Below are 22091 nucleotides of genomic sequence, written 5' to 3' on the forward strand. Positions count from 1 at the left end.
GCGGTGGTGGGGTGCCGTCACCAGGATCCGGGTGCGGACCCGGCGGGGACGGTGGCGGGTCGCTCGACGCGCGAGTGCACGTCGACGACCGCGTGGTCGCGGGCGGCGGCGGAGACCGCCTCCATGACCTCGAGCACGTGGAACGCGAGGTCGCCGGAGGCCCGGTGCGGCCGCTCCGTCGCGAGCGCGTGCGCCATGTCGGCGAGCCCGTAGCCACGGCCGGCGTCGGCGTACCCGGCGGCGACCGGCAGGTCGCGCCAGGTGCGGTCGTCCGCGGTGGCGATCGACACGGTGTCCGAGAACCGGTTCGGGTCGGGCACGCCCAGGGTGCCGGCGGTGCCGTACACCTCGAAGAGCGGTGCGCGGGTGGCCCAGACCTCGAACGAGACGGTGACGGTGGAGACCACGCCGTTCTCGTGCTCGAGGATCGCGACGACGTGCGTGTCGATGTCGACCGGGATCGGCGTGCCGGCGTTCGGCCCGGTGACGATCGTGCGTTCGCGGGTGGAGCGGGTGGCGCTGCCGCTGACCCGGACGACCGGGCCAAAGAACGTGACGAGGCTCGTCAGGTAGTACGGCCCCATGTCGAGGAGCGGTCCGCCGCCGGGCTGGTAGTAGAACGCCGGTGCCGGGTGCCAGAGCTCGTGACCGGGAGCACTCCACGAGACGGCGGCCCCGACCGGGGTGCCGACCAGGCCGTCGTCGAGGGCGGCCCGCGCGGTCTGGATGCCGGTGCCGAGGACGGTGTCCGGGGCGCTGCCGACGCGCAGGCCGGCGGCGCGGGCGGCCTCGAGCACCGGGGCGGCCTCGGCCGTCGACATCGCCAGCGGCTTCTCGCCGTAGACGTGCTTGCCGGCGGCGAGCGCCCGGGTGGCGACGTCGGCGTGCGCGGCCGGGATCGTCAGGTTGAGCACCACGTCGACGTCGTCGGCGGCGAGCAGGTCGTCGACGCTCGTGCCCCGCACGCCCTGTGCCGTACCGACGGCCTCGGCCCGGGCGACGTCGAGGTCGGCGACCGCGGCGAGCTCGAGGCCGGGCAGGGCCGGGAAGTGCTCGAAGTACTGCTGGCTGATCACGCCCACGCCGACCACGCCGACCCGGAGCACCCCTTCGTTCACCGTGCTGCCCACAGGAGCCCCCGTTCGATGATGGTGCGCAGGGGCTGCGACTCGACGACCTCGAGTCGGTGCCCGGGAGCCGACACGAACACGCGGCCCTCGCCCCACTGTCGGGTCCAGATCGCCGGCGCGGTCACCGGCCGGTTCCACGCGTCGAAGTCCCGGGCCTCCTGCGTGGTGGTCGCCAGCACGTCGTTGTACTCGTCGGACAGCACCCAGTACTGCTCGGTGACGAGGTCGAAGTCCTCGATGCCCTGCGTGATCGGGTGCTCGTGCCCGAGGTCGGTGACGTGCACCGTGTACGGGATGTAGTTGTCGGACTGCTCGCCGACCCGTTCGTCGGGGTGCTTGCCCGCGTGGTGGGCGAACTGGCCGCCGATCATGTGCAGGTAGTCGGCGGTGTTCCGGAACGCGTCGGCGATGCCGCCGTGCCAGCCGGCGAGCCCGGCGCCGTGCAGCACGGCGCGCTGCAGGCCGGCGAACTCGTCGTCGGCGATGGTCGACATCGTGACGACCTGGACGATCAGGTCGACCTCGTCCATGACGGACTCGTCGGCGTAGACGGCCGTCGAGTCGGACACCCGGACCGCGAAGCCGTTGTCGCGCAGGAACGGGACGAACAGGTCGGTGGTCTCGACGGGCTGGTGGCCGTCCCACCCGCCGCGGACCACCAGGGCCTGGCGTGTGCCGTCGGCGGCGCTCACGAGGTCGCCGTCCAGCTGCTGCCGGCGGCGGCGCTGCGTTCGACCGCGTCGAGGACCCGCTGCACGTGCAGGCCGTCGGCGAACGACGGCGACGGGTCGGTGCCGGCGACGATGGCGTCGACGAAGTCCTTCACCTGGTGACTGAAGGTGTGCTCGTAGCCGATGAGGTGCCCGGTCGGCCACCACGCGGCCATGTACGGGTGCTCGGGTTCGGTGACCAGGATCCGGCGGAAGCCCTGCTCCCCCGCCGGGGCGTTCGACTCGTACAGGCGGAGCTCGTTCATCGCCTCGAGGTCGAACTGGATCGCCCCCTCGGACCCGCTGATCTCGAGCGTCAGGCCGTTCTTCCGGCCGGTCGCGTAGCGCGTCGCCTCGAACGTGCCGATCGCACCGTCCGCCGCGCCGCCGGACAGCCTGGCGGTGAAGAACGCGGCGTCGTCGACCGTGACCTGGCCGCGCTCCTCGGAGGCGGTGCCGGACAGCCCGACGCCCTCGGCCATGAGCGGCCGCTCGGTGACGAAGGTCTCGAGCGTGCCGGACACCGTGGCGAGCGAACCGCCGGTGACGTGCTCGACGAGGTCGATCGCGTGCGCACCGATGTCGCCGAGTGCACCGGACCCGGCGAGCGACTTGTCGAGGCGCCAGGTCATCGGGCCGTCGGCGTCGGCGAGCCAGTCCTGCAGGTAGAGCGCGCGGACCTGGCGCACGGAGCCGATCCGGCCGTCCTGCACGAGCTGCCGGGCGAACGCGATGGCCGGCACGCGCCGGTAGCTGAACCCGACCATGGCGCGGACGCCCCGCGCACGTGCTGCGTCGGCGGCTGCGGTCATCGCCTCGGCCTCGGCGACGGTGTTGGCGAGGGGCTTCTCGCACAGGACGTGCTTGCCGGCCTCGAGCGCGGCGATCGCGATCTCGACGTGCGACGACCCCGGGGACACGACGTCGACCACGTCGATCTCCGGGTCGGCGACGACGGCACGCCAGTCGGTGGACGCCGCCTGCCAGCCGTACTGCTGCCGGGCGGCCTCGGTGCGTCCGGCATCGCGCCCGACGATCACCGCCATCTCCGGCTCGGCTCCGAGGTCGAAGAACCTGGGGGCGGTCCGCCACGCCTGTGAGTGCGCGGCTCCCATGAAGCCGTGCCCGACCATGGCGACCCGCAGTCGTTGCTGTGCCGTCGACACACTTGCCATCCGCTCGCTCCTTTGCGATCACGTCCTTGCCACAGCCAACACTACCGCTTATGTTGGGCGCGGCAACATTTTGTTTCGACGACGAACGGTGACCACCATGGCAACGACGCCCACCCGTGCAGACAAGTTCTCCTTCGGTCTCTGGACCATCGGATACAACGGCTCGGACCCCTTCGGCGGGCCGACCCGCCCCGCCCTCGACGTGGTCGAGGCGGTCGAGAAGCTCGACGAGCTCGGGGCCTACGGCCTGACCTTCCACGACGACGACCTGTTCGCGTTCGGTTCGACCGACGCCGAGCGCCAGACCCAGATCGACCGCCTCAAGGGCGCGCTCGAGTCGACCGGCATCGTCGTGCCGATGGTCACGACGAACCTGTTCTCCGCCCCCGTGTTCAAGGACGGCGGCTTCACCTCGAACGACCGGCAGGTCCGCCGGTTCGCGCTCCGCAAGGTCCTGCGCAACATCGACCTCGCCGCCGAGCTCGGCGCGTCGACGTTCGTGATGTGGGGCGGCCGCGAGGGCGCCGAGTACGACAGCGCGAAGGACGTGCAGGCCGCGCTCGAGCGCTACCGCGAGGCCGTCAACCTGCTCGCCCAGTACGTCACCGACAAGGGCTACGGCATCCGGTTCGCCATCGAGCCGAAGCCGAACGAGCCCCGCGGCGACATCCTGCTGCCGACCCTCGGCCACGCGATCGCCTTCACCGAGACGCTCGAGCGTCCGGAGATGTTCGGCATCAACCCCGAGGTCGGCCACGAGCAGATGGCGGGCCTGAACTTCACGGCGGGCATCGCCCAGGCGCTCTACCAGGGCAAGCTCTTCCACATCGACCTGAACGGCCAGCGCGGCATCAAGTACGACCAGGACCTGGTGTTCGGTCACGGCGACCTGCAGAACGCGTTCTCGCTCGTCGACCTGCTCGAGCACGGCGCACCGCAGGGCGGCCCGGCCTACGACGGCCCCCGCCACTTCGACTACAAGCCGAGCCGCACCGAGGACATCACCGGCGTCTGGGACTCCGCGTCCGCCAACATGCGCATGTACCTGCTCCTCAAGGAGCGCGCGCAGGCGTTCCGCGCCGACCCCGAGGTGCAGGCAGCGCTCGAGGCCTCGAAGGTCGGCGAGCTGTCGACGCCGACGCTGGACGACGGCGAGTCGTACGACACGTTCCTCGCCGACCGCTCCGCGTACGAGGACTTCGACGCCGATGCCTACTTCGGCGGCAAGGGCTTCGGCTTCGTCCGCCTGCAGCAGCTCGCCATCGAGCACTTGATGGGTGCTCGTGGCTGAGAACACGGGCGAGCGCCAGCTCGTCGCCGGCGTCGACTCGTCGACCCAGTCCTGCAAGGTCACCATCCGTGACGCCGCGACCGGTGCGGTCGTCCGCGAGGGACGCGCCTCCCACCCGGACGGCACCTCGGTCGACCCCCGCCACTGGTGGGACGCCCTCGGTGCCGCCGTCGCCGACGCCGGCGGCCTCGACGACGTCGGTGCCGTCGCGATCGCCGGGCAGCAGCACGGCATGGTCGCGCTCGACGCCGACGGCCGCGTGGTCCGCGACGCCCTGCTGTGGAACGACGTCCGCAGTGCGGCCGCGGCCGCGCAGATGGTCGACGAGCTCGGCCGGGAGGCGTGGGTCGCCCGGACGGGGCTGGTCCCGGTGGCGTCGTTCACCGGGACCAAGGTGCGGTGGCTCCGCGACGCGGAGCCCGAGAACGCGGCCCGCGTCGCGGCCGTGGCGCTCCCCCACGACTGGCTGTCGTGGCGGCTCCGCGGCCACGGCCCGGCGGACGAGAGCCCGCTCGGCCCCGACCTCGACGCCCTGGCGACGGACGCGTCCGACGCCAGCGGCACGGCGTACTGGGACCCGGTGCGCCGCGAGTACGACCCGGAGCTGTTCGAGCTCGCACTCGGGCGGCCGATGCGCGCCGCCGGCGACGGTGCGTCGGGCGTGTCGTCCGCCCAGTCGTCCGTCCGGAACCAGGTTCCGGACGGAGAACCGCGGAAGAGCGCGGTGCAGAGCCCGGAACCTGGTTCCGTGGGCTCGTCGGACGCCGTGGTCGTGCCCCGCGTGGTCGCTCCCGACGAGGCGATGGGCACCCTGTCCACCGACGTCGAGCTGCCCGGCGGCGCGGTCGCTCGGGCCGGCCTCGTCGTCGGCGCCGGACTCGGCGACAACGCCGGGGCAGCGCTCGGCCTGGGTCTCGGCCCGGGTGACGTCGCGGTGTCCCTCGGCACGAGCGGCACGGTCTTCGGGGTCAGCGACGCCGAGGTGCGCGACCCGAGCGGGACCGTGGCGGGCTTCGCCGACGGGACCGGGTCGCGCCTCCCGATCGTCACGACGCTCAACGCGGCCCGCGTGCTCGAGGTGGTCGGCGGCCTGCTCGGCGTGGACCACGACGCACTCGGCGAGCTGGCGCTGCAGGCGCCGGCCGGGGCCGACGGCCTCGTCCTGGTGCCGTACTTCGTCGGCGAGCGCACACCGAACCGGCCGGACGCGACCGCATCGCTGCTCGGCATGACGCCGGCGACCACCGACCGGGCGCACCTGGCCCGGGCGGCCGTCGAGGGGATGCTCTGCGCCCTCGCCGACGGACTGGCCGCGGTGCAGGACACCGGCGTGACCGTCGAGCGGCTGCTGCTCATCGGCGGCGCCGCGCGGAACCCGGCGGTCCGGACCGTCGCCGCACAGGTGTTCGGCCGTGACGTCCTGGTGCCGGAGCCCGGCGAGTACGTCGCCGCCGGCGCCGCGAAGCAGGCCGCGTGGGCGCTCACCGGTGCCCTGCCGACGTGGGACACCGCGACGACCACCGTGCCGTCCGACCCGCACCCCGAGGTGCTCGAGCAGTACCGCGCCGCGGCGCGCTGACCGACGCACCGGACCGACACCCGCCCCCGGCACCCTCGACGAGGGTGCCGGGGGCATCACCGTCCCAGGAGGACCCGTGCCACTGACCGACCTGCCCCTCGACGCGCTCCGTGCCCACCGCTCGGACGTCCGTCGCCCCGCCGACTTCGACGCCTTCTGGGCGGACACGATCGCCGCCGCCCGGACCGCGGGCGAGGGGGTCGAGACGACCCTCGTGCCGGCGGTGACCCCGGTGACCGGGCTCGTCGTCGAGGACCTGACGTTCCCCGGGTTCGCCGGCGACCCGGTCCGCGCCTGGGTCACGCGCCCGCTGGCTCCCGCGGACGCACGGCTGCCCGTCGTCGTCGAGTTCCTCGGCTACGGCGGCGGACGCGGTCGACCCGGCGAGCGCGTCGCCTGGGCGCTGGCCGGCTCCGTGCACGTCGTGATGGACACCCGTGGCCAGGGCAGCGGCTGGGCCGGCGGCGACACCCCGGACCCGCACGGGTCGGGCCCGCACGCCAGCGGGTGGATGACGAACGGCATCGGTTCGCCCGCCGACCACTACTACCGCCGCGTCTACACCGACGCTGTGCGGCTCGTCGAGGCGGTGCGGACGCTGCCAGGCGTGGACCCGGAGCGCATCGCCCTGACCGGTGGCAGCCAGGGCGGCGGCATCACGATCGCGGCGGCGGCACTGGTCGAGGCGCACGTCGGCCCGCTCACCGCGGTCATGCCGGACGTCGCGTTCCTGGCCGACTGGCGGAACGGCACCGACGTCGCGGTCGGTGGTCCGTACCTGGAGCTCGCGCAGTACCTCGCCGTGCACCGCGACGCCGCCGACACGGTGTGGGAGACCGCCGCGTACCTGGACGGCGTGAACCACGCCCCGGGGATCACCGCTCCCGCACTGTTCTCGGTGGCGCTGATGGACGACGTCGTCCCGCCGCGCACGACGTTCGCCGCGTACAACGCCCTCGGCTCCGACGACCGCGAGATCGCGGTGTACCCGTACAACGGCCACGAGGGCGGCGGCTTCCGGCACTGGGAGCGGCAGGTGGCGTTCCTCCGCGCGCGCGGCTGACCTGCGCTCAGGCGGGGCGGCCGAGCACCCTCCGGAGGAGCTTGCCGAACGCGGTCCGCCGCGGCCGCCACCCGTGGGCGGCGAGCGTCTCGTTCACCGGACGGGTGATGTACCCGGTGCTGAAGCGCCAGCTCGTCGCGCCGGGGACGACGGACGTCACGCTCGTCGACTTCATGATCCGCGTGTACTCGGCGGTCTCGGGGAGCAGCCGGACGACGTACCGGTACGTCGTCCGCTGCGAGTCCGCCTGCAGGACGTAGGTCGCGACGTAGCGGCCCTCGGCGTCGACCGACACGTCGAACGGGTGCTCCGTCGACCGGTGCAGCGCCAGCAGGGCGTCGTGCACGGCGGCAGGGGGCGAGGGGGTACCGGGGCCGGGCGTCGTCATGCCGGCACGCTACCGGTCCTCGGCCCCGTCCTGCGCGGTCGAGTGGGACGCGACGGCGCTCTCGAGCAGCGCGTTCGCGAGACCGGCGAGCGTCGCCTGCAGCGCCCCGGGGTCCTCGCCGGCGACCGACCGCAGTGCGTCGGTGTACCGGCGCCGGAGGTCCGCCACGACCTCGGTGCCGGCGTCCGTCAGCCGGAGCAGCGAGCCACGTCGGTCCGCCGGGTTCGGCAGGCGCTCGATGAGCCCGGCTGCGGTGAGCCGGTCGACCATGTTCGTGACCGCGCCCGACGTCAGGCGCAGGTAGCCGGCGACCTCGGTGGGCGTCGAGTACCCGGTGTCGCTGATGAGCGTGAGGGCCTGCAGTGCCCGCTCGTGCACGCCGGTGCGGGCGCTGAGCTCGGCCGCGAGGGTCGCCTGCGCGCGGACGACCGCGTCGAAGGCAGCGACCAGTTCGTCGTCCCCGGCACCCGTCATCGCTGCGTCCCTCCGGTCGCGTTCGTCCGCACGAGAGTACCGGCAACGGGCCGTGTCCCCCCTGGTCCCCCTCATTGGGGACAACCGCGGGGTACCAACTAGGCCATCGGTTCGTTATCTTAATGACTAAGCAATCACCACCGCGAAATGGTGAACCATCAACCCACGAACATCGAGGTACCCCGTGTCGAACCCGCACCGCATCTCCCCGCTGAAGCGCCTCCGCTTCGCCCCCGTGGCGCTCATCGCCGGCGTCTTCGCAGCACTCCTGCTCTCCCTCTCGCTCACCGGCACCCTGTCCGGGTTCGCGGCGAGCATCACGAACACCAGCAACACCGCCGGCAGCGGCACCCTGATCATGCAGGAGCAGAACGCCGGCGCGACCGTCACCTGCCTCAGCACGGACAGCGGCTCCGTCTCGACGAACTCGGCGTCCTGCTCGACCATCAACAAGTTCGGCGGCAGCACCACGATGACGCCGGGCAACACGGTCAACACCGCGATCACGATCAAGAACACCGGCACCGCCGCTGCGAGCACCTTCACGCTCACCCCGGGCGCCACCTGCACCCAGACGAACAACGGCTCCTCGAACGGCTCCGCGACCGACCTCTGCGCGAAGATGAACCTCGTCATCACGTCGGGCTCGACCACGGTCTTCTCCGGCACGCTCGCCAGCTTCAAGGGCGCCGCCGCCTCGGCCTTCACGATGCCCGCCGCCCCCGCCGCCGGTGGGAGCACCCCGTTCAACTTCGCCGTGACGCTCGACCCGAGCGCCGGCAACGCCTACCAGGGCCTGGCGGCCTCGGTCCCGATGACCTGGACCTTCACCGCCTAGCCCACGAGCACCACCACCCCACCCCCACACCGGGTGGTGCCCGGCCGGACCCGACGGCCGAGCACCACCCACCCCCACGTCACCCCGACACGTCACCCCAGCAGCAGGAGCAGCAGATGAGCCAGGCAACGGTCGTGCCGCTGAGCGGAACGCTCACCCGCCCGCTCCTCGGCGAACCGTCGGCCACGCGCTTCGAGTCCGGGATCGCCTGGCTGGTCGCCCTCGTCGCCGCGCTCCTGCTCGCGGGCGCCGCGCTCTTCCTGATGAGCGGTGGCCGCTGGTTCGTCGTCGAGACCCCCTCGATGGGCGAGGCCGCCCCCGTCGGGACCCTCGTCCTCGACCTGCCGGTGGACGCCTCCACCCTGCGGGTCGGCGACGTCGTGTCGTTCCAGGTCCCCTCGAACCCCGACGTGACCTACACGCACCGCGTCGTCTCGATCGACCCGGACGGCGGTCTGCACACCCGCGGTGACGTGAACGGCGCGACCGACCCGTGGACGCTCACGCAGGACAACCTCGTCGGTGCGCCGATGCTCCTCGTCCCGCACCTCGGCTGGCTCTTCCGCGCCGCACCGATCCTGGTGATCGGCACCCTGCTCATCTGGCTGCTGACGAGCCCCTTCACCGACCGCGTCACGCGCGGCTCCCTCCGGATCGCCGGCAGCGCGCTGACCGTCGCCTACGCGGCGTTCGTCCTCAAGCCCTTCGTGAACGTCACGACCATCACGAACACCGCCACCCCGCACTCGGTCACGGCCACGGTGGTCTCGTCCGGCATCTTCCCCGTCCGCGTCGACGCGCACGGCGGCACGAGCGTGCACCTGGTGGACGGCCAGGTCGGACGCGTGCACATCGACCAGCTCACCGCGAACGGGCACTACCAGCTGCACTCGACGATCGACCTCGGCCCCGCCGGGTGGGCGCTGCTCATCGCCGCCTGCCTGGTCCCGCTCGTGCTCTGCCTGTCGATCGGGCGCGTCCAGACGGTGCAGTCCGCATGAGGCCCCTGCGTCTGCGCGACGGCCGGCTCATCGCCCTCGTCCTCGTCCTCGCACTCGTCGCCCTCGTGTTCGCGATCGGCTCCGCCCCGACGCGGTCCGCGTTCTCCGCCAAGGTCACGAACTCCGGCAACACCGCGGCGACCGCGACCTACTTCACCTGCACCGGCGCGGTCGGCGCGGACACCGCCAACGCCGTCTTCGCCTACCGGCTGACCGAGGCATCGAACGCCACGACCGCGGTGGACTGGTCCGGCAAGGGCGCGAACGGCACGTACCAGGGCGCCATGACCGCGACCACCCCGTCCCCCAACGCCTGCCCGCGCGACCCCGGCAGCTCCTACCAGCTGAACGGTTCGACGAGCTTCGTCTCGACGCCGGCCTCGGTGCGGAACCCGACGACGTTCAGCGAGGAGGTCTGGTTCCGCACGACGGTCGCCGGGGGCCTGCTCATCGGCTTCGGCAGCAACCAGGTCGCCACCTCCGGTCAGCACGACCGGCAGGTGTACCTCAACACGAGCGGGCAGCTGGTGTTCGGGACGTACAGCGGGACGACGCAGGTCGTCACCTCGCCCAAGGCGTACAACGACGGCGCCTGGCACCACGTCGTCGCGACGATGTCCGCGAGCACCGGCATGCGGTTGTACGCCGACGGCACCCTCGTCGCCTCGAACGCGGCCTTCACCGCCCCCGAGAACTACACCGGCTACTGGCGCATCGGCTACGACACGATCAGCGGCTGGCCGGGAGCACCCGCCAACTACTCGTTCACCGGGTCGATGCGGTACGCGGCCGTGTACAGCACGGTGCTGACCCAGGCCCAGGTGACCGCACACGCCGCCGCCGGCTCCTGAGCCGCCACCGACGGTCTGCGAGGATCGGCGGATGACCCTGCAGAACGACACCGTCGCCCTCGAACGGATCACGCCCGCGCTCGCACGGCGGATCCTCGTCCGCGACGAACGGCCGGACGACGCGTGGCACGCGGAGTACCCGCTGGCCGACGAACTCGACCCGCTCCGGACCCTGGCCGGTTCGTCCTCGCCCGACCCGGACTTCACGATGTACGTCGTGCGCCGCGCGGTCGACGGGGTCGCCGTCGGCGGACTCGGCTTCTTCGGTCCGCCCGACGCCGACGGGCGCGTGGAGTTCGGCTACGGGCTGGTGGCCGCGGCGCGGGGCGCGGGGATCGCGACCGCCGCGGTGGCGCTCGCGCTCGCACACGCTGGCCGTCGTGGCGCCCGCACGGCGGCTGCCGACACCGAGGCCGACAACGCCGCGTCACGCCGGGTGCTCGAGAAGAACGGGTTCACCGAGACGGGCCGACGTGGCAACCTCGTGTTCCTGGAGCGGCGGCTGTCGGCGGACTGACGCCCGAGCACGAGCGCGAGCACGAGCAGAAACCACTTGCCATGATGGCAAGTGCATGCCAACATGGTGGCAACAGAGGGGAACCACCATGCAGCACCACACGGACGTCACTCCGGCCGAAGCCCGCCGCCTGCTCGACCACGCCGGTCGGATCAGCCGGCAGGCGCACGAACAGACGCGGTGGCCGTACGTCACCTTCATCCTCGCGCTCGGCATGGTGACCTCGTTCGGCACCCTCGCGATGGGCCTGACCACCGGCTCCGCGTTCGGCCTGACGTACGTCACCACGCTGGCCGCCTTCTTCGCCCTGATCGTCTTCTTCGCGGTGTCGATCCGCGGCCGGTCCGCCTTCGCGCGCAGTCGTCGCTGGACGGTCTACATCGCAGCCTGGTTCGTCACCTACGCGGCGGCGATCGTCGTCGTCGCCTGGGTGCACGGATCGGTCCTGTGGTCCGGGGTCACGTCCGGAGCGGTCCTCGTCGTGACCACGGCCTGCGCGGCGTACGAGGCACGGCGGTGACCGTGACCGAGCAGTCGCACCCGCGCCACCGGCTCGACGACCGGCTGCAGAACCCGGTCCGGTTCTCGATCGTCGCGGCGCTCGACCGCGCCGGCACGCTCGGGTTCCGCGAGGTGCGCGACGCCGTCGAGGTCACCGACTCCGCCCTCAGCAAGCAGGTCGCCCTGCTCGAGGCAGCCGGGTGGGTGTCGGTCCGGAAGTCCTTCGTCGGCAAGGTCCCGCGCACCGCGCTGACCTTGACGCGGTCCGGGCGCACCGCCTGGCAGGCACACCTGGCGGCGCTGCGCGAGATCGCGGGCCAGGCCTGACCGGACTCCTGCCATGATGGCGTCGATGCGCACCTCACCCCGGACCTCCGTCTCCCGTCGTCGCCGATCCGCAGCGGTCGCCGCCGTCGTCGTCACCGCGGGGCTCGTCCTCACCGCGTGCACGGTCCCGGCCGCGCCCTCGACCGACGCGGCGGCCGTCGGCTCGGACCGTTTCGACGTCACCGGCTTCCAGCCGGAGAACGCCGACCCCGCCCTCATCGACGCCGACGCGGCGGCGATGACCGTCGTCGGCGTCGACGGGCTCCTGCTGAACCGGGCGGGCACGCGGGTCTCCGCGCCGAGCCGGGCCGCCAAGGCGCAGCGCAACCGGGCGCACGCCCGAGGGCTCGACGCGCAGCTCCTCGTGAGCAACTTCGCCGACGGCGACTTCAGCGAACCGATCGCCCGCAGGCTGCTGCGGTCGCCGGCGAACCGTGCCCGGGTGGTCCGTTCGCTCGCCACCCACCTCGAGCACGGCGGCTGGGACTCCGTGATGATCGACCTCGAGGCCCTCACGGCGGCGGACCGCCCCGGACTCACCGCCTTCGCCCGCGAGCTCCGGGCACGGGTCGGTGACGACGTCCGCCTCGACATCGCGCTCTCCGCGTCGACGACGGTCGCGGGCTACGCCCGGCTCGGCTACGACGTCCGTGCCCTGCGAGCGCCGCTCGACCACCTGACCCTGATGGCGTACGACCAGCACGGGCCGTGGGAACCGGACGCGCCGGGGCCGGTCGGCTCGTTGCCGTGGGCCACGAAGGCCGTCCGCGCGCTCGCCCGCCTGGCGCCGGCCGACCAGATCGTGCTCGGCGTCGCCGGCTACGGCTACACGTGGAAGGGCCCGCGGCCCTCGGCGCAGGTGTCCGACGCCCAGGCACGACGTCGCGTCCGTGCGGCGGACGCGACCCCGCGGTGGGACGACGCCGCCGGCGAGTGGACCGCGACGCTGCGGAACGGCGAGGTGCTCTGGTGGTCCGACGCCCGGTCGCTCGAGGTGCGGGTCGCGCTCGCGCAGCGGCTCGGCCTGACCGGCGTGGCCGTCTGGTCGCTCGACCTGTCGGACCGGATCGCGCCGGTCAGCTGACGGCCGCGCGCCCGGCCGGCCGCGGCACCGCGAGTGCGGCGTCGACGAGCGCCGTGACCAGGTCGCCGTACCCGAGACCGACCGCGGCGTACATGCGGGGCACCTGCGAGCGCTCGGTGAAGCCCGGGGTGGTGTTCACCTCGTTCAGCACGACGCCCGTCCCGGTGACGAAGAAGTCGAACCGAGCCACCCCGGCGCACCCCAGGACCTCGTAGAGCCGGAGCGCGGCGCCGACGACCGCGGCGTGCTCGGCGGTCGTGACCCGCGCGGGCACGACGAACCGGGCGGTGCCGTCGTACTTCTGGTCGCGGTCGAACACCGTGCGCTCCGCCAGGTCGACCTCGAGCGTCGAGCCGATCCGCAGCGCCCCGCTCCGGTCGCGGAACACCGCCACGTCGACCTCGCGACCGGACACGAACGACTCGACGAGGACCACGCTGCCCGCCCTCCGCGCGAGCCGGACCGCGTCGTCGAGTCCGGAACGCTCCCGCACGATGCCGACGCCGTTGCTGGACCCGCCCGTCGTCGGCTTCACCACGAGCGGCGGCTCGAGCGCGACCGGCTCCCCGTCGGCGACGACGACCCCGGGGGCGGTGGCGATCCCGACGGCCCCGGCGACGAGCTTCGTCACCCACTTGTCCATCGCGACCGCGCCGGCGCGGACCGGTGACCCGACGATCGGCACGCCGACCAGGTCGAGCAGGCCCGCCACCGTGCCGTCCTCGCCGTGCTCGCCGTGCAGCAGCGGGAAGGCGACGTCGCAGGTCACCAGGACGGCCACCGCGTCGACGGCCGACAGGGGGTCGCCGGCCGCCGTGCGCCACCGCCCGTCCGTGTCGACGGTGAGCGCCACGACGTCCTCGCCCTGTGCGCGGAGGGCGTCGGCGACCGCCGCTGCCGAGGCCAGCGAGACGTCGTGCTCGTCGTTCGCGCCGCCGCCGATGACGGCGATCCGTCGAGGGGTCCGGTCAGACATGGTCGTGCTCCTGGGTGCTCGTGGTGTCGGTCGTCGTCCGGTGGACCCGGGCGACGCGGCTGCCGATGCGGGTGACGATCTCGTGCGGGATGGTGTCCGACCACGTGGCCCACTCGGCGACGGTGGGTTCGCCCCCGTCGCCGGGGCCGAAGACGGTCGCGTCCTCGCCGGGCGCCAGGGCGTCGTCGCCGGTGTCGACGACGACGCTGTCCATCGAGACGCGCCCGACGACGGGCCGCCGGCGCCCGCGCACGAGCACCTCGGCCCGGTGCGACGCCGCGCGCGGTACGCCGTCGCCGTAGCCGATCGGCAGCAGCGCCAGGTTGGTCGACCGGGTGGTGACGTGTTCGCGGCCGTACCCGACGCCGGTGCCGGCCGCCGCCGTCCGCGTGCCGACCACCCGGGTCCGCAGGGTGAGCGCCGGGCGGAGCCGGTCGGTCGTGCCGGACGGGTCGATGCCGAAGAGGCCCGCACCGACACGGTGCGGTCCGAAGGCGCCACCCACACCCGTGACCGTGGCCGCGGTGGCCGCGAGGTGCGTCACCCGCGGTGCGAGCCCGGCACGTCGCGCGGTGCGCACGGCGTTCGCGAAGACCAGCCGCTCCCGGGCGTTCCAGGGATCGGTCGGACGGTCGGCGCTCGACATGTGGCCCATCACGCCGACCACCGCGACGGTGCCGGCGTGCTCGAGCAGGCGGGCGGTCCGGCAGAGCGCCGGCCAGGCGGGGACCGGGCACCCGTCACGCGCCATCCCCACGTCGACGTGCAGGTGCAGGCGGGCGACGCGTCCGGCCCGGTGCGCGGCGGCCGAGACCGCGCCGAGCATCCCGGGGTCGGACACGGCGAGCCCGACGTCGGCGCGCAGGGCCCCCTCGAGGTCCGCGTCCGGCCCGTTGAGCCAGCTGAGCACCGGTGCCGTGACGCCGGCCGCCCGCACGGCGAGCGCCTCGTCGATGCTCGTCACGCCGATCGACGAGGCCCCGGCCGCGAGCACGGTCCGTGCGACCGCGCCGTGCCCGAAGCCGTCCGCCTTCACCACGCCCATCAGGCGCCCTCCGGTCAGCGCGACGAAGAACGCGGTGTTCGCGCGGATCGCGTCGTCGTGGACGACGAGCTCGGAGACCGGTCGGTTCACCGCTGCATCCGGGGGTCCGAGGTCGGGTCGACGTACATCTGCGGGCAGCCCTCGGACGGGGCTGCCGGGCGGAGTTCGAAGTGCCAGGCCTCGTTCGTGTAGATCTGGCACAGTCCGTACGCGGCACCGTGCTCCTGCAGCCAGGCCGCCGCGTCCCAGTCGCCGATGTCGACGGCCTCGCCGCGCACGTGCAGCGACGTCTGCGGGGTCGAGACCCACCGGGCCGCCTCCTCGCGCGAGCCGTACTCCGCGACCGCGTCGTCGAGCAGCCGCTCCTGCAGGGCCGGCGACCGCCACCCGCTGTTGAGGACGAAGTGCACGTCCTCGCCCTCGGCGTCCCGCGCGGCCTGGCGCACGGCCCGGAGCAGGTCCGGGTCCAGGCGCGTGACCGCCGGCAGGCCGTCGTCGAAGACGGACGCGCCGGAGGGGACCTCGCCGCCGGCCCGACCCGTCGACGACACCGGACCCCGTTCCATCGACGAGACCACGGCGCCCAGCGACCTCGAGGCCGTCGGGTCGGTCACGACGGTGCGCACGGCGACGAGCGCGATCGCGGCGAGGACCACCACGATCGCGGTGACGAGGACGGCGACCACGCGGCGGTGGCGGGTCCCGGAGCGGACGGACGGAGGGGTGGTGTTCGGCATGCGGACCACTCCACCGTGCCGGCCGTTGCCGGAGCGTATGCGTTTCCGCATACGCTCACGACACACCCGTCCGCCTAGCATCGTCGTGTGCGCGTGCTGATCGTCGAGGACGAACCCCTGTTGGCCGAGGCCGTCCGTGACGGTCTGCGCCTCGAGGCGATCGCCGCCGACGTGGCCGGCGACGGGGACACCGCCCTCGAGCTGCTCGCCCGCAACCCGTACGACGTCGCCGTCCTCGACCGGGACGTGCCGGGCCCGTCGGGCGACGAGATCGCCGCGGCCGTGCTCGCCTCGGGCAGCGGCACGCCGGTGCTCATGCTGACCGCGGCCGACCGCATCGAGGACAAGGCGTCCGGCTTCCGGGCCGGTGCCGACGACTACCTGACGAAGCCGTTCGAGATGCGGGAGCTCGTCCTGCGACTGCGTGCGCTCGCCCGCCGGCGGGTGTCGCACCGACCACCCGTGCTCGAGGCGGCGGGGGTCCGGGTCGACCCGTTCCGCCGCGAGGTCGCGCGGGACGGGCGGCACGTCGCGCTCACCCGCAAGCAGTTCGCGGTCCTCGCGGTCCTGGTGGAGGCGCAGGGCGGGGTGGTGAGCGCGGAACAGCTGCTCGAGCGGGCGTGGGACGAGAACGCGGACCCGTTCACGAACGCGGTCCGGATCACCGTCTCGTCGCTGCGCAAGCGGCTCGGCGAACCGTGGGTGATCGCCACGGTCCCCGGCGTCGGCTACCGCATCGACCCCGACGCGGGCCCGACGTCGTGACGCGTCGACGGCCGGGACCGAGCGTCCGGCTCCGCCTCACCCTGACGTTCGCGGCCGTCGTCGTGGTCACCGGCACGCTCCTGCTCGCCGTGGTCTGGCTGTTCCTGCTCCGCTACGTCCCGAGCGGGTCGATCGACACGGCCAGGGACTTCGTGCCGAACCGGCGGGACCTGGTCCGCGCCTTCGCCCCGGCGGCAGCGGTGGTGCTCGTCGCGCTCCTCGCGCTCGGCACCGTCGGCGGCTGGTTCCTCGCGCGCCGTGTCCTCGCTCCGCTCGACCGCATCGCCGAGGCGACCCGGCTCGTCGCGTCCGGCTCCCTGTCGCACCGCGTCGCGATGGCCGGCCGCGACGACGAGTTCCGTGAACTCGCCGACGCCTTCGACGGCATGCTCACCCGCCTCGAGTCCGACGTCGGCGCGCAGCAGCGGTTCGCCGCGAACGCGTCGCACGAACTCCGCACACCGCTCGCGATCACGCAGTCGCTGCTCGAGGTCGCCGAACGGGATCCCGGGCGCGACCCGGCCACGCTCGTCGCACGGCTGCGGTCGGTCAACACGCGTGCCGTCGACCTCACCGAGGCGCTGCTCCTGCTCAGTCGGTCGGAGCAGCACGCGGTCGCGCACGAACCGCTCGACCTGTCGCTGCTCGCCGAGGAGGCCGTGGAGACGCTGCTCCCGCTCGCCGAGGCCGACGCCGTCGACCTGCGGGTCGACACCGGGCCGGCACCGACGGCCGGGTCCCCGGCGCTGCTCCTGCAACTCGTCACGAACCTCGTGCACAACGGGATCGTGCACAACGGTCCCGACGCGCAGGGCGCGCGCTGGATCGGCGTGCGGACCGGCACCGAGGACGGTCGCGCGGTCCTCGAGGTCCGGAACTCCGGGGCGACCGTGCCGCAGGACGTCGTGCCGACGCTCACCGAACCGTTCCAGCGGGGCGCAGCCCGCACGCGCAGCGGGACCGGGACCGGGCTGGGCCTGGCGATCGTCGCGGCGGTCGTCCGTGCCCACGACGGCGAGCTCGAGCTCGCGGCTCCGGCGGACGGCGGGCTCGCCGTCACGGTGCGGCTCGGTCGCTGACGTCCGGGAGGCCCGGCCCCCTCCGCCCCGCAGCTCCCGGTCCGTCCCGCATCACCACCACAACCCCGGTCCGGTGCCGCCCGGCACCGGACGGCGACGGCGCTCCGCACCGCGTGCGGAGCGCCGTCGCCCGTCGCGGGCGAGATCAGTCCTGGGCGACGACCGACCACGTCACGATGCGGGCGTCCCGCACCGTCACCTCGTGCAGCGGCCCGGTCACCGCGACCGTCGCGCGCTCCGTGGCGGAGCCGGGGACGGGCCGTCGGGCCGGTCCGCCGCCGGACGCGACGATCCCACCCGTCGGCACCGGGCCTCCCGGCCGGGACGCCGCGGCGTGCGACGCGACCCACACCTGCACGTCCCCGGGCTCGACCACCCGGCGCATCCGCAGGTCGGTGTGGGCGAAGCGCCCGGCGGGGACGCGGAAGCGCACCCGGGCGGACTCACCCGCGGCGAGCGCGACCCGCGCGTAGCCGAGCAGCTGCACCTCGGGCCGCGTGACGGTCGCGTGCAGGTCGTGCCCGTAGAGCTGCACGACCTCCTCGCCGTCGCGGCCACCGGTGTTGCGGACCGTGACCGTCGCCTCGAGGACACCGTCCGAGCGGACCTCCGGGTCGACGACCAGGTCCTCGACGACGAACGACGTGTAGCCGAGCCCGAACCCGAACGGCCGCACCGGCGTCGAGTCCGCCGCGGTGACGTCGGACGGACCGCCGAGGCGCGGGTGCAGGTAGGTGTACGGCTGCGCGCCCGCGGACCGCGGCAGCGACACCGGCAGCCGGCCGGACGGCGACGTGGCCCCGGTGAGCAGGTCCGCGATGGCCGGTCCCCCCTCTTCTCCGGGGAAGAACGCCTGCACGACGGCCGCCGGCCGTCGCGGGTGCGCGCCGTCGCCGTGGCCGTCCGGCTCGTCGTCGAGCGCCCAGCCGACGGCGTAGGGCCGCCCGGTCAGGAGCACCACGACCGTCGGCGTCCCGGTTGCGACGACGGCCTCGACGAGCTCGCGCTGCACGCCGGGCAGGTCGAGCGACTCGGTGTCGTTGCCCTCGCCGACCGTGCCGCGGCCGAACAGTCCGGCCTGGTCCCCCACCACGACCACCGCGACGTCCGAGGCGGACGCGGCGGCGACCGCCTCGTCGAAGCCCGAGCGGTCGGTGCCGGTGACGTCGCAGCCGACGGCGAAGCGCACCGTGCCCGGAGCGCTGACGCCCTCCAGGGCCTCGCGCACGGTCGGGATCGCGAAGCCGAGCGGCAGGTCCGGGTGCGCGGCGAGCACGTGGTTGGCGAACGAGTAGCAGCCCTGCAGCGCCTCGGCGCGGTCGGCGTTCGGGCCGATGACCGCGAGCGAGGTGCCCGGCGCGAGCGGCAGGACGGGCGTGTCCCCCGTGACCGGCTCGTTGGCGAGCAGCACGAGCGACCGTGCGGCCAGCCGGCGTGCGAGGTCCCGGTGCAGCGGGGTGTCGAGGTCGACCCCGGTGGGCGGCTCGTCCCGGAACGCGTCGTCGTCGAGCAGCCCGAGCCGCTCCTTCTGCCGCAGGACCCGGAGCACCGCCCGGTCGACGAGCGTCTCGTCGACCTGCCCCGACCGCACGCGCTCGACCAGCGGGCCGAGGTAGGCGTCCCCGGTGGGCAGTTCGACGTCGATGCCGGCCTCGAGCGCGAGCGCCGCGGCCGCACCACGGTCGGCGGCGATGCCGTGCATGACCTCGAGGAACGCCACCGAGAAGTAGTCGGCGACGACCGTCCCGGTGAAGCCGAGGCGGTCGCGGAGCAGGTCGGTCAACAGCGCCCCGTTCGCCGCGACGGGCACGCCGTCGATCTCGGCGTACGAGTTCATGACGCTGCGCGCACCGCCGTCGTGGAGCGCCATCTCGAACGGCGGCAGGAAGACGTCGGCGACCTCGCGCGGTCCGGCGTGCACCGGTGCGTGGTTGCGGCCCGCCTGCGACGCCGAGTACCCGAGGAAGTGCTTGAGGGTCGCGTCGACGCCCGCGCTCTGCAGACCGCGGACGTACGCGGTGCCCACGGTGCCGACCAGGTACGGGTCCTCGCCGATGCACTCGTCGACCCGCCCCCACCGCGGGTCGCGGACGACGTCGAGCACCGGGGCCAGCCCCTGGTGCACACCGAGCTCGCGCATCGAGGCACCGATCGCGGCGCCCACCTGCTCGACCAGGTCCGGGTCGAAGGCGGCACCCCACGCGAGCGGGGTCGGGAAGGTCGCGGCCTTCCACGCGGCGAGCCCGGTGAGGCACTCCTCGTGCACGAGCGCCGGGATGCCGAGCCGGGTCTCCCGACGCAACCGGCGCTGCTCCGCCCAGAGCCACGCCGCCCGCTCGTCCGCTTCGACCGGCCGGGTGCCGTAGACGCGGGTGAACTGGCCGATCCCGTGCCGCGTGATGTCGGCCAGGGTGCGGCCGTCCGCCGCCGCCGTCATCTCGCCCTGCATCGGCGCGACGACGCCGTCCTGGTCGAGCCAGTAGCCGACGAGCTGCGCGGTCTTCTCCTCGAGCGTCATCTCGGCGAGCAGGGCGGTCGCGCGGTCGGCGCGGGTCGCGGTGTCGGTGTCCGTCACGGTGTCGGCGTCCGGCGCTGCCGCGGGGGCGGCCGGGAGGCGCGGCGTGCGTCCCGCGGTGCGGGTCGCGTCGGTCGCGGTCACCCCTTCACCGCCCCGGTCAGGCCGCCGACGATGCGACGCTGGAAGATCGTGAAGAACACGAGGGCCGGGATCATCGACATCGACGTGAACGCCAGGACCTTCGCCGTGTCGACCGAGTACTGCGACGAGAACGCCTGCACGCCGAGCGGCAGGGTGTAGCTGCCCTCGTTGTTCAGGATGAAGAGCGGCAGGATGTAGCTGTTCCAGCTCGCGATGAAGGCGAGGATGCCGACCGTCACGACACCCGGCAGCGACAGCGGCACGACCATCCGGAAGAAGAACCCGAGCCGGCTGGCGCCGTCGATCGAGGCGGCCTCCTCGAGCTCGTCCGGGATCGCCCGCAGGAACGGCACGAGGATGATGACGGTGGTCGGCAGGGCGAACGCGATCTGCGGCAGGATCACCCCGACCAGGCTGTTCGTCATGTGCAGGTCCTTGACGAGCAGGTACAGCGGGGTGATGGCGACCGTGATGGGGAACATGAGCCCGGCGGCGAACAACGCGTACAGGCCGCCGCGGCCGACGAACTGGTAGCGGGCGAGCACGAAGCTCACCATCAGCCCGAGCACGACGACGCCGACCGTGGTGGACACGGCGCTGATCGTCGAGTTGCCGAGCTGCTGCCAGAAGATGCCGCTCGACAGCACCGAGCCGTAGTTGCCGAACTCGAACGGTGCCGGCAGGCCCGCGGGGCTCGTGGTGATCTGCGAGTTCGTGCGGAACCCGCCGAGCACGATGTACGCCACCGGCGCGAGGTTCGCAGCGACGAACAGGATCGCCACCAGGTAGGTGAGCGGGTTCGCGCGGCCGATCGCCGCGCTGGACCGGCGCTCCCGCGTGGCCCGGCGCCCGGGGGCGACGATGGTCGTGGTGGCCATCAGTTCTTCCTCTCCGTGAGTGCACCGGCGGTGTCCCGGCGGAGCACGAAACGCTGGTAGACGAGGGCGACGGCGAGCGAGATCAGGAACATCACGACCGCGACCGCGCTGCCGAACCCGAAGTTGCCCGAGGTGCGGCCGTTGGCGACCATGTACGTCGCCATCGTCGAGGTGCCGGCGGTCGACGAGATGTACTGGCCCCAGATGATGTAGACGAGGTCGAACAGCTGCAGCGAGCCGATGATCGACAGGAACGCCCAGATCCGGATGGTCGGGCCGAGCAGCGGCAGGGTGATCCGCCGCTGGATCTGCCAGTAGCCGGCGCCGTCGATGGCGGCCGCCTCGAACAGCTCCTCCGGGATGCTCTGCAGCCCGGCGAGGAACAGGATCACCGCGAAGCCGATGTACTTCCACGAGATGATCACGAGCAGGGTCCAGATCGCGATGTCCGGGTTGGACAGCCAGTCGGCCCGGAGACCGCCGAGGCCGATGCTCTGGAACATGTCGTTGACGGCGCCGTTCGACTGGAGCATGAGGCTCCAACCGGTGCCCACGATGACCTCGGAGATCACGTAGGGCACGAACACGAGCACGCGGATGAGCCCGCGGCCGTGCATCTTCTGGTTGAGCAGCAGGGCGAGCACGATGGCGATCGGCCCCTGCAGGACGAGCGACAGGACGACGATGAAGCCGTTGTGCATGAGGACCGCGTGGAACGCCTTGTCCTGGAAGATGATGAGGTAGTTCTGCAGGCCGACGAAGTCGGTGGGCGGCCCGTAGCCCTGCCACTTGAAGAACCCGTAGTAGGCGGCGAGGCCCACGGGCAGGATCACGAACGTCACGAAGACGATGACCGCGGGCCCGGCGAGGACCGCGATCTCGACCCGCTTCCGCCAGTCCGCGATGCGGCGCGTGGACCGCCGTCCGGCGGGGAGCGGCGTACCGCTCCCCGCCGGGGACGTCCCCGCGGCGCTGTCCGACCCGGTGGTCGGGGTCGTGCCGAGCGAGGTGTCGAGGGTCATG

23 protein-coding genes are annotated in these 22091 nt (G+C 73.3%); 12 read left to right on the forward strand and 11 right to left on the reverse strand.

The annotated features are described in order from the left end of the window. Window positions 1–17: 17 nt before the first annotated feature. Genes BIU94_RS01110 through BIU94_RS01120 form a run of 3 tightly spaced genes read right to left on the reverse strand, consistent with a single transcriptional unit; the run spans window position 18 to window position 3015 of the window. Window positions 18–1130, reverse strand: a complete 1113-nt coding sequence (locus BIU94_RS01110) for a Gfo/Idh/MocA family protein (RefSeq protein ID WP_083404505.1) — start codon at window positions 1128–1130, stop codon at window positions 18–20. Next, window positions 1115–1822, reverse strand: coding sequence for a ThuA domain-containing protein (locus BIU94_RS01115; protein WP_071253323.1), 708 nt, complete (start codon window positions 1820–1822; stop codon window positions 1115–1117). The genes BIU94_RS01110 and BIU94_RS01115 overlap by 16 nt, the downstream gene beginning before the upstream one ends. Then, the gene (locus tag BIU94_RS01120) at window positions 1819–3015 is read right to left on the reverse strand and encodes a Gfo/Idh/MocA family protein (RefSeq protein ID WP_254782800.1); all 1197 of its coding nucleotides are present in this window, start codon (window positions 3013–3015) and stop codon (window positions 1819–1821) included. The genes BIU94_RS01115 and BIU94_RS01120 overlap by 4 nt, the downstream gene beginning before the upstream one ends. Before the next feature lie 97 nt (window positions 3016–3112). On the opposite strand from BIU94_RS01120, the gene xylA reads away from it, so the two are divergent. The 3 genes from xylA (at window position 3113) to BIU94_RS01135 (ending at window position 6948) form a co-directional block, all read left to right on the forward strand. Further along, window positions 3113–4306 carry a xylose isomerase gene (gene xylA, locus BIU94_RS01125; protein ID WP_071253327.1) on the forward strand — a complete coding sequence of 398 codons (1194 nt, stop codon included), beginning with the start codon at window positions 3113–3115 and terminating at the stop codon, window positions 4304–4306. Next, window positions 4299–5885 carry an FGGY family carbohydrate kinase gene (locus BIU94_RS01130; RefSeq protein WP_071253461.1) on the forward strand — a complete coding sequence of 529 codons (1587 nt, stop codon included), beginning with the start codon at window positions 4299–4301 and terminating at the stop codon, window positions 5883–5885. Before xylA ends, BIU94_RS01130 begins: the two co-directional genes overlap by 8 nt. 76 nt (window positions 5886–5961) lie before the next feature. Further along, entirely contained in the window at window positions 5962–6948 is a 987-nt protein-coding gene (locus BIU94_RS01135) for an acetylxylan esterase (RefSeq protein ID WP_071253329.1), read from the forward strand. 7 nt (window positions 6949–6955) lie between these two features. On the opposite strand, the gene BIU94_RS01140 is transcribed toward BIU94_RS01135, so the two are convergent. Beyond that, window positions 6956–7336: a hypothetical protein gene (locus BIU94_RS01140; protein WP_139195823.1), complete on the reverse strand. Its 381-nt coding sequence runs from the start codon at window positions 7334–7336 to the stop codon at window positions 6956–6958. 9 nt (window positions 7337–7345) lie between these two features. After that, on the reverse strand, window positions 7346–7810 hold the full coding sequence (locus tag BIU94_RS01145; RefSeq protein ID WP_071253333.1) for a MarR family winged helix-turn-helix transcriptional regulator: 465 nt from the start codon (window positions 7808–7810) through the stop codon (window positions 7346–7348). Between the two features lie 184 nt (window positions 7811–7994). On the opposite strand from BIU94_RS01145, the gene BIU94_RS01150 reads away from it, so the two are divergent. The 7 genes from BIU94_RS01150 (at window position 7995) to BIU94_RS01180 (ending at window position 12929) form a co-directional block, all read left to right on the forward strand. Beyond that, complete coding sequence (locus tag BIU94_RS01150; protein ID WP_071253334.1) at window positions 7995–8648, forward strand: hypothetical protein; 654 nt, start codon at window positions 7995–7997, stop codon at window positions 8646–8648. Between the two features lie 116 nt (window positions 8649–8764). Beyond that, window positions 8765–9649, forward strand: a complete 885-nt coding sequence (locus BIU94_RS01155; RefSeq protein WP_071253335.1) for a S26 family signal peptidase — start codon at window positions 8765–8767, stop codon at window positions 9647–9649. After that, window positions 9646–10500, forward strand: coding sequence for a LamG domain-containing protein (locus BIU94_RS01160; protein ID WP_071253336.1), 855 nt, complete (start codon window positions 9646–9648; stop codon window positions 10498–10500). Before BIU94_RS01155 ends, BIU94_RS01160 begins: the two co-directional genes overlap by 4 nt. Before the next feature lie 31 nt (window positions 10501–10531). Beyond that, complete coding sequence (locus BIU94_RS01165; RefSeq protein WP_071253338.1) at window positions 10532–11017, forward strand: GNAT family N-acetyltransferase; 486 nt, start codon at window positions 10532–10534, stop codon at window positions 11015–11017. 88 nt (window positions 11018–11105) lie between these two features. Beyond that, a complete protein-coding gene (locus tag BIU94_RS01170; protein ID WP_071253340.1) occupies window positions 11106–11537 on the forward strand; it encodes a chemotaxis protein CheY in 432 nt (143 codons plus the stop codon). Then, the gene (locus tag BIU94_RS01175; RefSeq protein ID WP_071253342.1) at window positions 11534–11845 is read left to right on the forward strand and encodes a transcriptional regulator; all 312 of its coding nucleotides are present in this window, start codon (window positions 11534–11536) and stop codon (window positions 11843–11845) included. Before BIU94_RS01170 ends, BIU94_RS01175 begins: the two co-directional genes overlap by 4 nt. 25 nt (window positions 11846–11870) lie before the next feature. Then, a complete protein-coding gene (locus BIU94_RS01180; RefSeq protein ID WP_139196217.1) occupies window positions 11871–12929 on the forward strand; it encodes a glycosyl hydrolase family 18 protein in 1059 nt (352 codons plus the stop codon). Here BIU94_RS01180 and BIU94_RS01185 read toward each other — a convergent pair. Genes BIU94_RS01185 through BIU94_RS01195 form a run of 3 tightly spaced genes read right to left on the reverse strand, consistent with a single transcriptional unit; the run spans window position 12922 to window position 15687 of the window. Further along, window positions 12922–13905, reverse strand: coding sequence for a D-alanine--D-alanine ligase (locus tag BIU94_RS01185; RefSeq protein ID WP_071253348.1), 984 nt, complete (start codon window positions 13903–13905; stop codon window positions 12922–12924). The genes BIU94_RS01180 and BIU94_RS01185 overlap by 8 nt on opposite strands. Then, window positions 13898–15040, reverse strand: coding sequence for an alanine racemase (alr, locus tag BIU94_RS01190; RefSeq protein ID WP_071253350.1), 1143 nt, complete (start codon window positions 15038–15040; stop codon window positions 13898–13900). The genes BIU94_RS01185 and alr overlap by 8 nt, the downstream gene beginning before the upstream one ends. Then, complete coding sequence (locus BIU94_RS01195) at window positions 15037–15687, reverse strand: M15 family metallopeptidase (protein ID WP_071253352.1); 651 nt, start codon at window positions 15685–15687, stop codon at window positions 15037–15039. Before BIU94_RS01195 ends, alr begins: the two co-directional genes overlap by 4 nt. An 87-nt stretch (window positions 15688–15774) precedes the next feature. Here BIU94_RS01195 and BIU94_RS01200 point away from each other — a divergent pair, with 87 nt between their 5' ends. Together BIU94_RS01200 and BIU94_RS01205 are read left to right on the forward strand one after the other, a co-directional pair. Further along, window positions 15775–16452 carry a response regulator transcription factor gene (locus BIU94_RS01200; RefSeq protein WP_071253354.1) on the forward strand — a complete coding sequence of 226 codons (678 nt, stop codon included), beginning with the start codon at window positions 15775–15777 and terminating at the stop codon, window positions 16450–16452. Beyond that, window positions 16449–17531: a cell wall metabolism sensor histidine kinase WalK gene (locus tag BIU94_RS01205; RefSeq protein WP_071253356.1), complete on the forward strand. Its 1083-nt coding sequence runs from the start codon at window positions 16449–16451 to the stop codon at window positions 17529–17531. The genes BIU94_RS01200 and BIU94_RS01205 overlap by 4 nt, the downstream gene beginning before the upstream one ends. Before the next feature lie 145 nt (window positions 17532–17676). On the opposite strand, the gene BIU94_RS01210 is transcribed toward BIU94_RS01205, so the two are convergent. The 3 genes from BIU94_RS01210 to BIU94_RS01220 all read right to left on the reverse strand — a co-directional run bounded on the left by BIU94_RS01210 (window position 17677) and on the right by BIU94_RS01220 (window position 22090). Then, window positions 17677–20106: a glycoside hydrolase family 3 N-terminal domain-containing protein gene (locus BIU94_RS01210; protein WP_071253463.1), complete on the reverse strand. Its 2430-nt coding sequence runs from the start codon at window positions 20104–20106 to the stop codon at window positions 17677–17679. Between the two features lie 80 nt (window positions 20107–20186). Continuing rightward, window positions 20187–21068, reverse strand: a complete 882-nt coding sequence (locus BIU94_RS01215) for a carbohydrate ABC transporter permease (RefSeq protein WP_071253358.1) — start codon at window positions 21066–21068, stop codon at window positions 20187–20189. Further along, window positions 21068–22090, reverse strand: a complete 1023-nt coding sequence (locus BIU94_RS01220) for a carbohydrate ABC transporter permease (RefSeq protein ID WP_071253360.1) — start codon at window positions 22088–22090, stop codon at window positions 21068–21070. Before BIU94_RS01220 ends, BIU94_RS01215 begins: the two co-directional genes overlap by 1 nt. Window position 22091 lies beyond the last annotated feature (1 nt).

Source organism: Curtobacterium sp. MMLR14_006 (assembly GCF_001864985.1).
GTDB lineage: Bacteria > Actinomycetota > Actinomycetes > Actinomycetales > Microbacteriaceae > Curtobacterium.

What these genes read in the sequence shown, in the direction of transcription:
- BIU94_RS01120 (WP_254782800.1), bottom strand. Translation starts at nt 3,015, where the DNA reads ATGGCAAGTGTGTCGACGGCACAGCAACGACTGCGGGTCGCCATGGTC.
- xylA (WP_071253327.1), top strand. Translation starts at nt 3,113, where the DNA reads ATGGCAACGACGCCCACCCGTGCAGACAAGTTCTCCTTCGGTCTCTGG.
- BIU94_RS01140 (WP_139195823.1), bottom strand. Translation starts at nt 7,336, where the DNA reads ATGACGACGCCCGGCCCCGGTACCCCCTCGCCCCCTGCCGCCGTGCAC.
- BIU94_RS01145 (WP_071253333.1), bottom strand. Translation starts at nt 7,810, where the DNA reads ATGACGGGTGCCGGGGACGACGAACTGGTCGCTGCCTTCGACGCGGTC.
- BIU94_RS01155 (WP_071253335.1), top strand. Translation starts at nt 8,765, where the DNA reads ATGAGCCAGGCAACGGTCGTGCCGCTGAGCGGAACGCTCACCCGCCCG.
- BIU94_RS01160 (WP_071253336.1), top strand. Translation starts at nt 9,646, where the DNA reads ATGAGGCCCCTGCGTCTGCGCGACGGCCGGCTCATCGCCCTCGTCCTC.
- BIU94_RS01165 (WP_071253338.1), top strand. Translation starts at nt 10,532, where the DNA reads ATGACCCTGCAGAACGACACCGTCGCCCTCGAACGGATCACGCCCGCG.
- BIU94_RS01170 (WP_071253340.1), top strand. Translation starts at nt 11,106, where the DNA reads ATGCAGCACCACACGGACGTCACTCCGGCCGAAGCCCGCCGCCTGCTC.
- BIU94_RS01180 (WP_139196217.1), top strand. Translation starts at nt 11,871, where the DNA reads ATGCGCACCTCACCCCGGACCTCCGTCTCCCGTCGTCGCCGATCCGCA.
- BIU94_RS01185 (WP_071253348.1), bottom strand. Translation starts at nt 13,905, where the DNA reads ATGTCTGACCGGACCCCTCGACGGATCGCCGTCATCGGCGGCGGCGCG.
- BIU94_RS01195 (WP_071253352.1), bottom strand. Translation starts at nt 15,687, where the DNA reads ATGCCGAACACCACCCCTCCGTCCGTCCGCTCCGGGACCCGCCACCGC.
- BIU94_RS01215 (WP_071253358.1), bottom strand. Translation starts at nt 21,068, where the DNA reads ATGGCCACCACGACCATCGTCGCCCCCGGGCGCCGGGCCACGCGGGAG.
- BIU94_RS01220 (WP_071253360.1), bottom strand. Translation starts at nt 22,090, where the DNA reads ATGACCCTCGACACCTCGCTCGGCACGACCCCGACCACCGGGTCGGAC.